Source organism: Bacillus thuringiensis (assembly GCF_001595725.1).
GTDB classification, from domain to species: Bacteria; Bacillota; Bacilli; order Bacillales; family Bacillaceae_G; genus Bacillus_A; species Bacillus_A thuringiensis_K.
On the sequence record NZ_CP014282.1, the window covers coordinates 4,981,391 to 4,996,814 of the forward strand.

The window sequence follows — 15,424 nt, forward strand, 5'->3', positions numbered from 1 at the left end:
AAGTATTTTATTTCCCCTACCCGCATTTCAAATTCCTTCTATATAAAGTGAAACTTTAATTAGCCATCACCAATCGGGCTTTTACAAGTAGCTCGACTTATTTGCTTTTGCTGAATTTTGAGGTGGTGTTCTTACTGCTCGGCAAATAGAGGTATAAAAAAAGAGCTGATATGAAATCAGCTCTTTTCCTTCTATTATTAATGACGCTTCCTACGTCCTTCTTTTTGTAACTCTTTAAATAATGCTGCCATCATAAAGAAAATAACAAAAACGAACGGGAATGCTGCAATGATAGCTGCCGTTTGTAAGGCTTCTAATCCACCAACATATAATAAGATAGAAGCTAGCGCGGCTAGAACGATACCCCAAATCATTTTAATGCGATTTGGTGGGTTTAAACTACCATGTGTCGTTAACATCCCTAAAACGAATGTCGCAGAATCTGCAGATGTAATAAAGAATGTAGAAATAAGAAGAATCGCTAGAACAGATAAAGCTGATCCAAAGCTTCCCATCTGATCAAACATAGCAAACAATCCTACTTCTGTTCCCATCTCTTTAATTTTTTCAAAGATATGTGCATCACCAAACAGCTCCATATGAATACCTGTTCCGCCGAAAACAGAGAACCAAAGGGCACCAATTATTGTCGGTACGAGTAACACACCGATTACAAACTCACGAATGGTACGTCCTCGTGAAACACGAGCAATAAACGTACCTACGAACGGTGACCATGCAATCCACCATGCCCAATAGAAAATTGTCCACGATTGAATCCATTGGTTTCCACCTTCGTCTAATGGACTTAAACGGAAGCTCATGCTTGGCAATTCTTGAATGTAAGAACCGATTGTTGAAGTGAAGTAATTCATAATAAAGTTTGTTGGACCCGCAAATAATACAATAATCATAAGTGCAAACGCAAAAATAATGTTCGTATTACTTAAATATTTAATTCCTTTATCAAGACCTGTTTGCGCAGATAACATAAATAATACTGTTACGATTGCAATAATAACTAACTGAGTCGTTAATGAGTTCGGGATAGATGTTAAATAACTAACACCACCTGCAATTTGTTTCGCCCCGAGACCTAATGACGTTGCAACACCAAACACAGTTGCGAAAACAGCTAACACATCAAATGAATGAGCAATACGCCCGTGTTCCCCGCCCTTAAATAACGGACCTACTGTCGCACTAATCGTACTTGCTTTTCCTTTTCTAAAGGTAAAGTAAGCAATACATAACGCTACAAACGCATATAGTCCCCAAGGATGTAATCCCCAATGGAAAAATGAAAAACGCAGTGCAAGGCGCGCACTTTCCTCAGTTGCACCTTCTCCAAACGGAGGTGCGTATAAATGGTTTAATGGTTCGGCAACGCCCCAGAAGACTAAGCCGATACCCATACCAGCACTAAATAACATAGCAAACCATGTCATATAACTATAATCAGGTTCGTCATCATCTTTACCTAAACGAATAGAACCGTATTTCGAAACAATTAAAAAGATAGACACACCTAAAATAATAGAAACGGAAATAATATAAAACCACCCGAACTTACTAACTAATGCAGTTTGAATTGCGGTTGTTACATTTCCTAAGCTACCTTTTCCAATAATAGATTCGGGAATAATCCCCCAAATTGTAAATGCAATACATAATGTTAATGAAACGATGAATGTTTTTGTCAGTTTCCTCATCAAATCCCCCTTCGTAGGTTTCGTTTTTGTAAATAACATAAATTCCGATATGTAAAATCGGATAGAAAACTATAATTTTGCGGTGATTTTCTTACTTTCACCTTCACCAATTCGAATTCTTATGGACAGCCTTACCTTTCGTATAACCTTTTCACTCTGCAAGAGCTACAAGTTAGAAATACTGCTGTCAAATTGTGTGAGAAAAACGCGGATAGGAATGTATTTTCCTAAAAAAGGATGTGTTACATATGTAAAAAAGGGCAAAGTTCTTCCTTGCAACCCTTTCGTTTTGTAACAATTATGCGGTTTTTTTGCTAGTATATAGCACGTGTTTATAGCTTCACAAACAAAATGTTTATGTTTATATAACTATATTACCCATAAAACGGTAAAATACTCAAGGAATGTAATCGTTTAGTAAACATCATGTAACACCCTTGTAATATTTTTATTTACGTCGAAAAAAACATGTTGTATTAAATATTTCGAATATAACTAGAAACCTATGAGTCATATAGAATGAAAAACGCTTTCCTATATTTTTTGTTATATTACAGGATATTAACGACTGATTACGAATGGTTTGTAATTGTGTGTTTTCCCCAAATCCGAAAAAATCTGTTGCTATAATGAGGACACGAAAACAAACGCAATGGAGGCTATCATGAAAAAATTAATTGGTATAGCAACAGCAGCAGTTTTTGGTCTTGGGATTTTCACATCATCTGCTAATGCAGAAACTGTTGTAACAACAGACGTACTAAACGTACGCGAAAACCCTACTACGGAATCAAAAGTTGTCGGTAAATTACTAAACGGTAATAAAATAGATGTTCAAAATACAGAAAACGGATGGTCAAAAGTTACTTTAGACGGTAAAGACGCATTCGTAAGTGCAGAGTTCACAAAAAGCATCTACTACGTAACAGCTAACGTATTAAACGTACGTGCTGAAGCGAACACAAACTCAGAAATTCTTGGAAAGTTGAAGAAAGACGATGTAATCGAAACAACGAACCAAGTACAAAATGAGTGGTTACAATTTGAATATAACGGGAAAACAGCTTATGTTCATGTTCCTTTCTTAACAGGTACAGCACCTGTGATTGAGAAACAAGAAACAACTGCCCCTGCTAAAGCTGAAGCACCAGCTAAGGCTCAAACACCTGCAGCACAAGCAAAACCAGCTGCTAAGCCTGCTGTGAAAGCTGCTGAAACTAGCACACCATCTGGTGGTCGTGAGTTAACTGTGGTAGCTACAGCATATACAGCTCACCCGAGCGAAAACGGTGGCACATATGGCGGCCGTGTATTAACTGCAATGGGTCATGATTTAACTGCGAATCCAAACATGAAAATGATCGCTGTTGACCCGAAAGTAATCCCATTAGGATCTAAAGTATGGGTAGAAGGTTACGGAGAAGCTATCGCTGGAGATACTGGTGGTGCAATTAAAGGTAACCGTATCGACATCCTGCTTGGATCAGATAGTGCTGCTCAAAAATGGGGACGCAAAACTGTTAAAGTGAAAATTTTAAAATAACCAATGACTGCTGAAGCCAGTTCTCCTTGTTGAGAGCTGGCTTTTATTTTTTTATAATACATATAAGGAGGTTATATCCATGAATGTAGAAGCAAAAGTAGACTGGATCGGTACACCAAAACCGTATATATATAAAGATGAAGTAGCATACGACGCTACTTCCATTGACTTTTCACTCGCTGGTGATGACAATCGATATAAATTAATTATGCTCAAGTCTGAAGAAAATACACATCACAAATTTGTCCGATATGGAATCAAACCTGGCTCACAAAAGCCATTTCCTATCGACATTCCATTTGAACAAAACATGTTACCAATTATAGAGCAAATATTACATGATCCGTATGTACAAGCGATATTAAAGGAAACGCACTCATAATTGTAAAAAAAGATATCAACGGTTTGGCACGAAATATTGATTTAGCTACAAAATAAAGAGGCTGTTCAATATTGAACAGCCTCTCTCCTATTAACGAGTTGGACCAGATACATCTTCTGATTTCAACGTATTATTTGCACCAAGAGAATGATACAACATCTTTCCATTCACAGTTACAATATGTTCGTTATTAAAACTTTTGAACTTCACAGATCCATCACCGTAACGAATATGATACTCTTCATATGTCGTTACTTTATATTTCGTAGCACTTTGACGCTCTACATTACGAACTTCCATCGTTAATAAGTCTTCTGTAATTCCTTTTTTGTGTAAATACTGTATATAATCACGGTCTTCCTTATACGATTTCCCGCTCTTATCATAATTATTTTCAATTAAACTAAAATCATTTAATGAAATTGCACGTACGTTATCATAAATATGATTTCTTACAAATTCGCCCACTGCTGAACTTGATGTTTCTTTCGGGAATTTTAAGTAATACGTGCTTTGGTCTCCAATTTTAACACTTTCAGATTTCATCACACCAAAATCAGTAGTTTTCTCTAAATGTACTTCTACTGTTTCATCTGTGGATACAGGGCCAAGCTTATAACTTCCATAATTTAATTTTCCACGTTTTTTCCCATTCACAAATACAGTTGCATCACTTTCATCAGAAGAAATACTTACATACTTGCCTTCAAGCGATAAATCCACTTTCACCTTCTCGCTCTGTTCATCCGCTAAATCTACTTCTTTCTCTGTTTCTAATTCAGTAAGTTCTGTCTTCGCCGTTGCCTTTACAACATATGTACCTGGGAAGTATGGCCCCAACTCTTTCGAAGTTTTATCACTAGAAAGCTCTGTTTCTTTTTTGTCATTCACATATATTTCTGCGTTTTTTGCAGTTGTACTAACGCTCATATAATAAGATTTCATGCTGAACTTATACTTTGGATATAAGAACCACTCTTTTCCCTCTTCTACTATTTCCCCGTCCTTAAATGAAGGTTTATCTTTTGTTAACTTTTGATCTACTGTCTCTTTCTGTAAATAAGAAAGTAATTGTTTGTTGTAAGAAGGATTCTCTTTTAAATAACGCATGTACGCTTTAATATCCTCTGTCTTAATCTTTAAGCTTGAATCATTCGCTTTTACAAACTCATCAATTGCATTAATATCTTTCTTTTGGAATGCTTCAATCATTACATTTACTTGCTTTTCTTTTGAAAACTTATATGCTCCAAATTTATATGCCCCAAATAATAATGCAGCAATAATGGCAAAACCAATGATTAAAAATAAATTTTTCTTACTTTTCACTGGTTTTGTCTCGCTTTGTAATTCTGTATATGAAGCAGCAGTGTTATCAACGATTACTTCTACTTTACTCCCACACTCAGGACAAAAGTTCAAATGGTCTGCAACATTCTTTTTACATGTTCCACAAAACTTCAACGTGCTCTCCTCCTATTTTTTAGCTAATTTCATTCCAGCAAATGCCGCTACATATGTCACAATAAGACTAAACAAAGTTAAATATATAAATGAATTTTGCATAGATAGTACTGTTCCACTTGTTCCAAATAAACTTGTTACAGTTCCTGAAACATTAATTTGGAACTTAGAAATCATATTCATTACAATCATCATAATTGTGTAAGAACCACTGCATACCGCTAATGTAATATATATATTGGCAGTCGGTAATTTAGCTAACTTTCTTCCCGCTCTAAACATAAAGAACAACGGAATAATAAGCAGTAATAAACCGTAATGGAATACGTTATTCACTTTATCAAATTCTGCAAGGCTTTCCTCATTTGCTCCTTTTGAAATCAATATCTCTCTAAGCTCTACGCCATTTACAGAGACGCCTGATATAAATGAAAACGATAGTGTGCTCTCATATGTATTTGATTTCTTACCAATTCTAGTAAATTCCTTACTAAGTGCTGGACTTGATACTTCTAACGGCGCAAAATGAGCCATACTCCATAATTGAGGTGTTAACTCTAATGCTAATAATGTACTTTCAGATTTTAAAGTTGTTATTTCTTTTAATGGTTCAATACCATCTTCCTTACTTACTAACGCCATAATACAAACCGCTACCGCTGTTACTAAAAGTCCTTTTATCATAGCTGAAACACCGTAATAAACAGACGCTCCATATGGCATTAACTCTTGAAATGCTGCTGCCATATTGTTTTTGCTTGTATGAGCAATAAATCCTAATAAGGTAAATAATGTCCCACATACAAAACCACTCAATAAACTCTTAATCGCTGAATAGCCAACCGTAATCTTACCTGCTTCTGAGAATGGAATTGCAAAAGATTGTGATGCTATAAAACTTATAATGAATAAAAAGACTCCATAAATAATACCAACTGTTGCTGCCATAAAGATTTGATCTTTAATCGTTTTCGCAACATGCTGTTTCCCTAACCAAATTCCTGTACCAGCAAAAATAATAAATGGAATGATTAATAATAATGTAAATGGAGTATGCCAAGATAAAGAAAATATCAATCCACTATCATCGTTAGCTGTAAAACCAAGTAAATGATAACTTAACATCGTAGAAGTTGCACTCGAATAAAAACTTGGCAACATTTCTAATTCTTTCGCAAATTTGCTAAACATCTCACTTAACATAGAGGCAAATAATAAACTACCAATCCAACCAGCAATTAACATGAGAATACTTGCAACAGCCCCACCAATCAAACCTTTTTGTAAAACGGCTTTATCTGCTTTAAATTCAACTTTAGGAGCACCATCCATTGTAGGCAATTTTACAGATTGTTCTTTTTTCTTCACAACAGATAAAGAATACCCACACTTTTTACAATATAAATTTTTTTGGGCATTTTCACTGCCACAACCTTTGCAGTATTTTGCAGTATCTTTTTCTAATGTTACTGCATCTATAGCTCCTGCAATCTCCATACTACCTTCATTTGGGCAATAATTTACTTCTTCACCATGTTGTTTTCCACATGTGCGACAATACATTTAATTCACTCCCCACTTTGCTTAATTCCACAAACTGGACAGTAAGTAGATTTTTTATCGATATGCTCATTACATGAAATACAATTTACCGTTTCACCTTCATTTTCTACTGCTAACATCGGGTTAGGCTTTCCACATGAACCACAAAACTTATCATTTATTGATAAAGGTCCACCACATTCACATGTAGCTTTTTCACCTTGTTGTTTTTGCAATTCAACAATGCGCTTTCTTGCTTGATAAATAGCTACATCAAATTCTTGAACTGGAGCAATCATTTCTTTTAAGCTCGCTTCATTTACTCCACTTCCTCTTAATTGAACATACACTTGCTGTCCAACCTCTAATAGAACCTCTGCTTTTTTCTGCATTTGCACTTGCATTCCCTTTTTCAATTGAGCAATTTCTTGTGCAACTTGCAACTTCATTTTCCCTTGTTCTATTCCTTCTTGTAACTTATTCATTCCACTACCTAACTTCGTCTGTAAATCTGACAAATTATTTCTCCTCCTATACGTATATATTCATATACGAAATTAACATTTTATATATTACCATGATTTTCAAGTTATGTAATCCAAATTTCATTTTTTCTGTTTTGAGCATTTTTTGTTTATAATGGTAAAGGAAAGAAATATGTGTACGGAGGAATATTATGCTGCAACACTCAATTACGAAAGATGAAATTATGATGATTGCGAATGAGTTCGTTCAAGGACTAGATCCACAGCAAACAGCTGATCAGGAACATGTCGCTACAGCTCGGCACCTATATCGTAGTGGTGTTGTCTATAACGTTGATTTTGATGGTTATACACTATCAGGAACTGTAGATGCGGAAGGCAACGTATATAGCGTTCATATTCCGATTCGTAACGTCGCTGAAAGTTATTGTGATTGCTTCGCACCAACACAATGTGAGCATATGCTCGCTGTATTACTATCTGCAGCGTCTAGTTTCGGGCAAGTAGGAGATGTATTAACTTTATTTAAAAATAATACGAAACCTTCCCTTCCTCCTATTCGAACTGCAAGACAAGTATTGCAATCATCAGCTTTTGAAGAAACGGATTATAAAAGTTGGGAATCTTATTTTGAAAAAGAATATGAATCATTTAAAAAAGAACAAGCTCGCCTTACTTATAAACAAATGTATTTTCTTATGAGTATCTTTACAGATTTCTATACGAAACTTGAGCGGAAAGCTCCGCGCGTCATCGCCATACATGAATTATTCAGGTTACACGCAGCACTGTACTGCTTTCAAAAATTATTAGAAGAAATTCAGGCATTCGAAGCTAACAAAACGTATTCTTATCACCAACCTGTTAATGTCATTCGCCTATTTGTAGACAAAGTGGAATCCATCGTTCGGGACTTACAATCAGAAGCGATTCCTTCAGAGTCTGAAATAATTTTGCAAGAAACAGCTCGTCTTGTTCATGAAGTATTCTTCTCTACCGACGCTTATACGCAAGAACGATTTTTCATTTATCGCCACATATGGAGTGAACTTTTAAACAATAAAGAAAACATACAAGAGGAAGAAAAACGAATCGATACGAAAATCAATCCACTATCCAAAGCGTTAGCGTCTTCTCATCTTCTCTTTTTAAATGACGAAGATCTACTAGCGATGGACTTACTAAAAAAACAGCCTGCTTCTGTTGTGAGTCTATACTTCTATTGGTTAGAAGAACTATTAAGTGCCATGCATTGGGATCGTGCAAAAAACTGGCTTTCCTTTACGTATAAACAAGTAAAGAAAACGATCCAAGATCAAGAAAATACGATTTTCATAAAAGATGTCGTTCGGCTATTTGTAATCATGTATGAAACATATGCAACACATACAAATGAACAAGCTGGTTTCGAAATGATCTTACAAGAACTATTACCGTATAGTTTCACAAACTATGAACAGTACGTACTCGCGAAAAAACAGTATCGTACATGGGCAGAGCTTCATCTCCTATATGGATTTGAAGCAATTGAGCTGTTGAAAGAGCCACTGAAAGATATTGAAAAAGAAGCGCCAGAAGTGGCACTTCCTCTTTACCATCTTGCTGCTGTAGAGGCGATTGAAGAACGAAATCGTAAATCATATAAACGCGCAGTTCGTTACTTAAAGAAATTACGTACATTGTATAAACGATTAAAACGTACCGATGAATGGGATGCTTTCATTATTCACATCGCCAATCTCCATTCACGTCTGCGTGCACTACAAGAGGAATTACGGAAAGGAAAATTAATCGATGATCAATCAAACTGAAGTAACAATTAGGCTCCAGCATGTTAGTCAAGGTTGGTTCCTTTGGGGAGAAGATGACAGCGGTACTCCATTATCCGTAACAAGTTGGAAACGAAATGCATTCACATGGCACTCCACTTCTTTCTACGGTACTTCTCTAAAAGAAGCAACCTTCGAAGGAAAACAAGGTGTGCTACTAACAAATGCACAAGCCTTTGAATACATTGCAAACAAACCAATGAATTCATTTGCACATATGCACATAAACGGACCTATTACAGCACTTACAAAAGATGCAAATGAATTATGGAACGCCTTTACAAGTGGTAGCTTCGTACCAGATATGAATCATTGGCCTAAACAGCCATCTTGGAAAGTTCAAAATACACCAATTGAAGATGACACATTAGCATCTCTTTTCTCAGCAGCAGTTAATGAAAGCATATTACAAGATAATCGCTCAAATGACGGCTGGGAAGATGCTAAAAGGCTATATGAACATTACGACTTTACGAAAAGACAATTGGAAACAGCACTACATGAAGAAGATTGGCTTCGAAAAATTGGTTATATTGAAGATGATCTTCCGTTTACAATCGGACTAAGACTACAAGAACCACAAGAAGAATTTGAAATGTGGAAGCTTGAAACAATTGTGACACCAAAGCGCGGGGCGCATCGCATATATGTATATGAAAACATCGATTCCTTACCGAAAAGATGGCACGATTACGAAGAACGGATTACAGAAACACAAGAAGGTTTTAGTAAGCTCATACCGTGGTTAAAAGAAGGAGATATATTCCGAAATGAGCTCTTTGAAACAGAAGCTTGGAACTTCTTAACAGATGCAAGCAACGAATTACTTGCAGCCGGCATTACAATTTTACTACCATCATGGTGGCAAAATTTAAAAGCAACAAAACCGAAATTACGTGTCCAGTTGAAGCAAAATACAGCACAAACACAATCGTTCTTCGGTATGAATACGCTCGTTAATTTTGACTGGCGCATTTCGACGAACGGCATTGATTTATCAGAAAGCGAATTTTTCGAGCTCGTTGAACAAAACAAACGTCTATTTAATATAAACGGTCAATGGATGCGACTAGATCCAGCCTTTATCGAAGAAGTAAGGAAACTCATGAACCGTGCCGATAAGTACGGACTAGAGATGAAAGATGTCCTGCAGCAACATTTATCAAATACGGCTGAAACAGAAATTGTAGAAGATGATAGTCCGTTTACTGATATTGAAATCGAACTAGATGGATATTATGAGGAATTATTCCAAAAGCTGCTTCATATTGGAGATATTCCAAAGGTAGATGTCCCTACTTCACTAAACGCAACACTTCGTCCGTATCAACAACACGGTATTGAATGGTTATTATATTTACGAAAGCTTGGATTTGGAGCATTGCTAGCTGACGATATGGGACTCGGGAAAAGTATTCAAACAATCTCTTACTTACTATATATAAAAGAAAACAATCTCAAAACAGGCCCTGCATTAATCGTAGCGCCGACATCTGTTCTTGGAAATTGGCAAAAGGAATTTGAGCGTTTCGCACCAAATTTACGTGTCCAATTACATTACGGAAGTAATAGAGATAAGGGCAATTCATTTGAAGATTTCCTTCAATCAGCAGATGTTGTATTAACATCTTATGCATTGGCTCAACTCGATGAGGAAGAACTGACTTCATTATGCTGGGATGCTGTTATTTTGGATGAAGCACAAAATATTAAGAACCCACATACGAAACAGTCGAAAGCAGTACGAAACTTGCAGGCAAATCACAAAATCGCTTTAACTGGTACACCAATGGAAAATCGCCTCGCTGAACTTTGGTCCATTTTCGACTTTATTAATCATGGATATCTCGGAAGCTTAGGACAATTCCAACGCCGCTTCGTCACACCGATTGAAAAAGATCGTGATGAAGGAAAAATCCAGCAAGTTCAACGGTTTATCTCACCATTTTTACTGCGCCGAACAAAGAAAGATCAAACAGTCGCATTAAATTTACCAGATAAACAAGAACAAAAAGCTTACTGTCCTCTTACTGGTGAACAAGCTTCCTTATATGAACAACTTGTTCAAGATACACTGCAAAATGTAGAAGGATTAAGCGGAATTGAAAGACGCGGCTTTATATTACTTATGTTGAACAAGCTAAAACAAATTTGTAATCATCCTGCTCTTTATTTAAAAGAAGAAGAACCACAAAATGTCGTTGAACGCTCTATGAAAACAAAAACGTTAATGGAGCTCATCGAAAATATAAAAGATCAAAATGAAAGTTGCCTCATCTTCACTCAGTACATCGGCATGGGAAACATGCTAAAACGTGTGCTAGAAGAACAATTTGGCCAGCGTGTCCTCTTCTTAAACGGTAGTGTACCGAAAAAAGATCGTGACAAGATGATTGAGGAGTTCCAAAACGGAACGTATGACATTTTCATCTTATCCTTAAAAGCTGGCGGAACAGGATTAAACTTAACTGCTGCCAACCATGTCATTCACTACGATCGTTGGTGGAACCCAGCTGTGGAAAATCAAGCAACAGACCGCGCATATCGTATTGGTCAAAAACGATTTGTTCATGTTCACAAACTCATTACAACAGGAACATTAGAAGAAAAAATTGATGAAATGCTAGAAAGAAAACAATCTCTAAACAATGCGGTCATCACAAGCGATAGCTGGATGACTGAACTATCAACAGACGAACTAAAAGAATTACTTGGTGTATAAAGTGAAACTTTAATCAGTGGAGGTTTTACTCCCCGCAAAAAAAAGCGCTAATCTTATTTGAGATTAGCGCTTTTTTCTATTCCAAAACCAATTACTTATTATAATCCCCGTTAACCCGCCGCACGTATCAAGCAATGAATCTTGCCACATTGGTGTACGGTCTCCCGTATACCATTGGTGAATTTCATCAAATGTTGCATAACCCGCAACGAAAAGAAGGGCATATATAAAGCATCTTTTCCTCGAATGACCTGATCGATGAAAAGCGTAATAAATCAATGAACCTAGCATAAAGAACACCATAAAATGAGCACCTTTACGAAGGAAAAACTCAATAAATCCGCCTACACCTTTATTCGCAATACTAACAGGGGTTCCTCCACCATAATCGATAGATACCCATGAAAAATGCTCTTTCACAAATTCAACATTTACATATTGTTCAATATCTGAACGCATATCCTGCTTTTTATATGGTTGTGCCGAAGAATAGAAAATCAGCCCCATCCATAGTAATACAGGAATCCAAAATAACCATTTACGATTCATTATCCAGAATTCTCCTCTCTTAATCTTTTAAGGGTACCAAAAAAAAGAAAAAATTTCACGCCAAAACATGACATTTGTACCCTATTTATAAAGTGAAAGGAGGTGATACACATGGCAATTGAAACAATCGTAATGGATTTAACTTTACGTCTTGTCTTAAACAACGGATTAGATAAGAACGGCAAAACAGTTTTCAAGAGCTAACAATTTAAACGTGTTAAAACAAATGCGAGCTTAGATCAAGTACACAACGTAGCTCATGCTCTAGCTTCCTTACAAGCATCACCACTTCACGCTGTACAACTTGTAAGCACATCAGATCTTTCTAAACTATAAAGTAAAACTCAGATCATTGGGGATTTTATTCATCCCCATTGATTATTAGCCCGCAATTTAACCGGCAGACCCGAATCCCGTAAATAGCGGGATAAATACAAAGGAGGGAATAACACATGCAAGTACTAGAGTTGATTTTCGCGAAAGAAGATGGAAAAACAGTCGTTTTTTCTATCGATACGCCCATCACACCAATTGATGCACAAGTCGTAAATCAAGTAATGGATACAATCCTTGCCTCATCTGTATTTTCATCCATTGATGAAAATACAAGAAAAAAGGGAGCTCGCCTTATAGAAAAAAATGTATCTGAAGTTCCAATTACTCTATAAAATGAAAAAGACGAATCTGCATCATTTTGCAGATTCGTCTTTTTTCTTCGGCATTTCAATCGGAATAAAAATCTTTGAGAAACCGACGCATACGTACTTATAATGTTCTTCACCTATATCAAACTCAGTCGTATATGTTGAGAAGAATATATAATCATTTCGCTTCGTATAATGATCAATTAATAACCCAACTTGTGGCTCAACATACTTTTTAGCTAACTTTTTACCGGCCGATGCCAAGTCGCCAAGGAGACCCTCTTCATTCTCTTTTTGAACTTCATCTAGCTTCTTACTCACATCATTACGCTTCATAAACTGCTTCGCTGCCCATTCTGTATATTCTCCCTTACTCGGATTACTGTTTGCTAAATATACTAGGAGAACGACAACTAAAGCCATAATAATATACTTTTTCTTCATACTATATCACCGCCTACTCTTTTCTATTTTCATATATATGTACAAGCGATGCAAATTAGAAAGACTATCACCTATTGATTGTAAACGAATAGCCAAAATTTACAATATGAAATAGAATATTAACAGTAAATTTACTTAATTTATATATAATTATATTCGGAATGAAAATTATAAGGGAGGCTATAGAATTATGGATAATGAAAACAACATTTTTATTTCTAGTTCTACAATGATGCTTGAACCATGTAAACACCCTTATTACCGTACAAAAATTATCGACAGTAGCGGAAACCATCTTTACTCCTGTCAAACTGCTCTCCAACTTATACAGAAATCTTGTCTAACAAATATTCATTCTACTTATCAAGGGAGACGTAATGCTGTAAAAACAAAATTTAAATTCAAACAAAACGTTCCAATTCCGATCAATCATAGAGAATATATTTGTGCTTTCCCAACAGAATCTCCTGCTTCTCCAAATTGTATTTGGCTTTTCTTCAAACATGTTCATACAATAGAGTTTTTCAAAAAAGCTAAACGAGCTAAAATTCATTTTTCAAACGGAGCTACCGTAACGATACAAATTAGTTCCCATAAGCTAAGTCAGCAATTATGGAAAGCTGGATATGTATTATCCCAAATGAACATGCAAGATTCATCACCTTAATAACAAATAGAATGGAAGGTAGTATTTCCTCACCTTCCATTCTATTTGCTATTTTTATCCTTTTACACTATCCCGCATTTTCTCGATTGCTTGCCGATACATCCATCTTACTTGATAATATGTCATTTCCGTCTCTAAAGCGATTTCTCCCATCGTCTTCCCTACAAAAAAACGTTCAAAAATAATATACTTCTCCTTCTCATCTAACACGCTCATAAAATCCTTTACTCTTATTTCAACATCCTCAAAATGAAAGATATCCTCATACTCTCCTACACATACACACTTCTCCTGCACTGCGAACTCTTTCTTCAATCTCTCTAATATATAACCTCGCACCGTTACAACTGCATATGCAGGGAAATACCCCTTCTTTGCATCAAACCTTTCATACGCATGCCAAAGACCGATTAAACCACATTGATAATACTCTTCATAATCTTTACGAATACCTAATTTCTTTATTTGATTTACAATCATCCCTTCGTACAAAACAACTGCTTCTTTAAAAGTCGCTGGCTTCACACAGTACCCGTTTCTAAAAGGTATACCTTTCTAGTATTCCGCGGTACCTTCACAATATAAAAATAAAGAAAAGATTTCACCGTGAGTAATTTCAAATACTACCGACGGAATTTGAAATTACACCAGCTAGTATTTGAAATTTTGTTGGTGGTATTTGAAATAGGGGTAAAAATAAAAAAGGTGACTCCTTTAAAGAGTCACCTTTCTATTTTATTTCCTTATTGGAACATACCTTGTAAAGCGCCCATTCCAAGAGTTAAAACAAAGAAAACAATAGTAATAATTGTTGCCTGCTTTTTAGTTAAACCTGCTGTAATTTGAAGACCTAGCCATGTAACTGCATATCCCCAAATTGTAAACACTTCAAATTTACTTACAATGCCTTTTACAACACCACTACTTGAAGCAAAAATTGGCTCTAAGCCAGTGTACATTTCTTGACCTGATCCACCTAAAATATATGCTAAAATCGTATTTATTAATAAACCTAGTAATGAAATAACACTTGAATATACAGTAATCGCTAATAATTTTTTATAAGAAGTATCATTGCTTATAAATACCATTAACACTTTATACACCACGGCACTAAGTAGAAAGACAAATGCCATACTAATAGCAATTACCCCAAATCCCATACCATATGTCATTGCAGCTGAAACAGTAACACCTAATTCCTTATTAAGCTCAATTGCTTCAGGTGTTAGAGAATATACATAAGCAGCAAATCCACCAACAAGCCCAGCTATTAAAACAAGTAGCCAAAATGCACCCCAAACTGCATTACTCGTCTTCATTCTCTCAAACTGCTCACCTGGAGAAGTAATCATTCCTAATAATGATGGCTTCTTCGCACCTACATCTTGCGTATTAATATTTGCTTCCATTATAACGCCTCCTTCTATTTATATAACCC

14 protein-coding genes and 1 pseudogene are annotated in these 15,424 nt (G+C 35.9%); 7 read left to right on the top strand and 8 right to left on the bottom strand.

Translation table 11 applies throughout. From position 1 onward, the window contains the following. Positions 1-197 precede the first annotated feature (197 nt). Entirely contained in the window at positions 198-1,712 is a 1,515-nt protein-coding gene (gene opuD / locus AXW78_RS25120; protein WP_001230114.1) for a glycine betaine transporter OpuD, read from the bottom strand. 664 nt (positions 1,713-2,376) lie between these two features. Between opuD and AXW78_RS25125 the strand changes: the two genes are divergently transcribed. After that, the gene (locus tag AXW78_RS25125) at positions 2,377-3,255 is read left to right on the top strand and encodes a cell wall-binding protein EntA (RefSeq protein WP_000733340.1); all 879 of its coding nucleotides are present in this window, start codon (positions 2,377-2,379) and stop codon (positions 3,253-3,255) included. Positions 3,256-3,334: 79 nt separating this feature from the next. Then, positions 3,335-3,637: a DUF3910 family protein gene (locus AXW78_RS25130; RefSeq protein WP_001100117.1), complete on the top strand. Its 303-nt coding sequence runs from the start codon at positions 3,335-3,337 to the stop codon at positions 3,635-3,637. Between the two features lie 90 nt (positions 3,638-3,727). Here AXW78_RS25130 and AXW78_RS25135 read toward each other — a convergent pair whose 3' ends face one another. Genes AXW78_RS25135 through AXW78_RS25145 form a run of 3 tightly spaced genes read right to left on the bottom strand, consistent with a single transcriptional unit; the run spans position 3,728 to position 7,161 of the window. After that, positions 3,728-5,101 (bottom strand): zinc ribbon domain-containing protein, encoded by a 1,374-nt coding sequence (locus tag AXW78_RS25135; protein ID WP_061884768.1) that lies wholly within the window; start codon positions 5,099-5,101, stop codon positions 3,728-3,730. A gap of 12 nt (positions 5,102-5,113) precedes the next feature. Continuing rightward, positions 5,114-6,664 (bottom strand): zinc ribbon domain-containing protein, encoded by a 1,551-nt coding sequence (locus AXW78_RS25140; protein ID WP_000271638.1) that lies wholly within the window; start codon positions 6,662-6,664, stop codon positions 5,114-5,116. 5 nt (positions 6,665-6,669) lie between these two features. Further along, positions 6,670-7,161 carry a zinc ribbon domain-containing protein gene (locus tag AXW78_RS25145; protein WP_061884769.1) on the bottom strand — a complete coding sequence of 164 codons (492 nt, stop codon included), beginning with the start codon at positions 7,159-7,161 and terminating at the stop codon, positions 6,670-6,672. A 158-nt stretch (positions 7,162-7,319) separates the two neighbouring features. Here AXW78_RS25145 and AXW78_RS25150 point away from each other — a divergent pair, with 158 nt between their 5' ends. Continuing rightward, positions 7,320-8,939: an SWIM zinc finger family protein gene (locus AXW78_RS25150; RefSeq protein ID WP_061884770.1), complete on the top strand. Its 1,620-nt coding sequence runs from the start codon at positions 7,320-7,322 to the stop codon at positions 8,937-8,939. Next, positions 8,923-11,679 (top strand): DEAD/DEAH box helicase, encoded by a 2,757-nt coding sequence (locus AXW78_RS25155; protein WP_061884771.1) that lies wholly within the window; start codon positions 8,923-8,925, stop codon positions 11,677-11,679. The genes AXW78_RS25150 and AXW78_RS25155 overlap by 17 nt, the downstream gene beginning before the upstream one ends. 63 nt (positions 11,680-11,742) lie before the next feature. Here AXW78_RS25155 and AXW78_RS25160 read toward each other — a convergent pair whose 3' ends face one another. Next, on the bottom strand, positions 11,743-12,228 hold the full coding sequence (locus tag AXW78_RS25160; RefSeq protein ID WP_001080707.1) for a VanZ family protein: 486 nt from the start codon (positions 12,226-12,228) through the stop codon (positions 11,743-11,745). A 111-nt stretch (positions 12,229-12,339) separates the two neighbouring features. Between AXW78_RS25160 and AXW78_RS25165 the strand changes: the two are divergent. Together AXW78_RS25165 and AXW78_RS25170 are read left to right on the top strand one after the other, a co-directional pair. Continuing rightward, positions 12,340-12,564: pseudogene (locus AXW78_RS25165) on the top strand (DUF1659 domain-containing protein). A gap of 116 nt (positions 12,565-12,680) precedes the next feature. Next, complete coding sequence (locus AXW78_RS25170) at positions 12,681-12,896, top strand: DUF2922 domain-containing protein (RefSeq protein WP_001197590.1); 216 nt, start codon at positions 12,681-12,683, stop codon at positions 12,894-12,896. A gap of 21 nt (positions 12,897-12,917) precedes the next feature. Here the strand turns inward: AXW78_RS25170 and AXW78_RS25175 are convergent, their stop codons facing one another. Next, positions 12,918-13,316 (bottom strand): DUF4359 domain-containing protein, encoded by a 399-nt coding sequence (locus AXW78_RS25175; RefSeq protein ID WP_000731405.1) that lies wholly within the window; start codon positions 13,314-13,316, stop codon positions 12,918-12,920. Between the two features lie 190 nt (positions 13,317-13,506). Here AXW78_RS25175 and AXW78_RS25180 point away from each other — a divergent pair, with 190 nt between their 5' ends. Next, a complete protein-coding gene (locus tag AXW78_RS25180) occupies positions 13,507-13,983 on the top strand; it encodes a competence protein ComK (protein WP_000368313.1) in 477 nt (158 codons plus the stop codon). A gap of 54 nt (positions 13,984-14,037) precedes the next feature. Here AXW78_RS25180 and AXW78_RS25185 read toward each other — a convergent pair whose 3' ends face one another. Continuing rightward, positions 14,038-14,508: a sigma-70 family RNA polymerase sigma factor gene (locus tag AXW78_RS25185; RefSeq protein WP_000801284.1), complete on the bottom strand. Its 471-nt coding sequence runs from the start codon at positions 14,506-14,508 to the stop codon at positions 14,038-14,040. A 218-nt stretch (positions 14,509-14,726) separates the two neighbouring features. Continuing rightward, the gene (locus AXW78_RS25190) at positions 14,727-15,395 is read right to left on the bottom strand and encodes a YknW family membrane protein (protein WP_061884772.1); all 669 of its coding nucleotides are present in this window, start codon (positions 15,393-15,395) and stop codon (positions 14,727-14,729) included. Between the last annotated feature and the right edge of the window lie 29 nt (positions 15,396-15,424).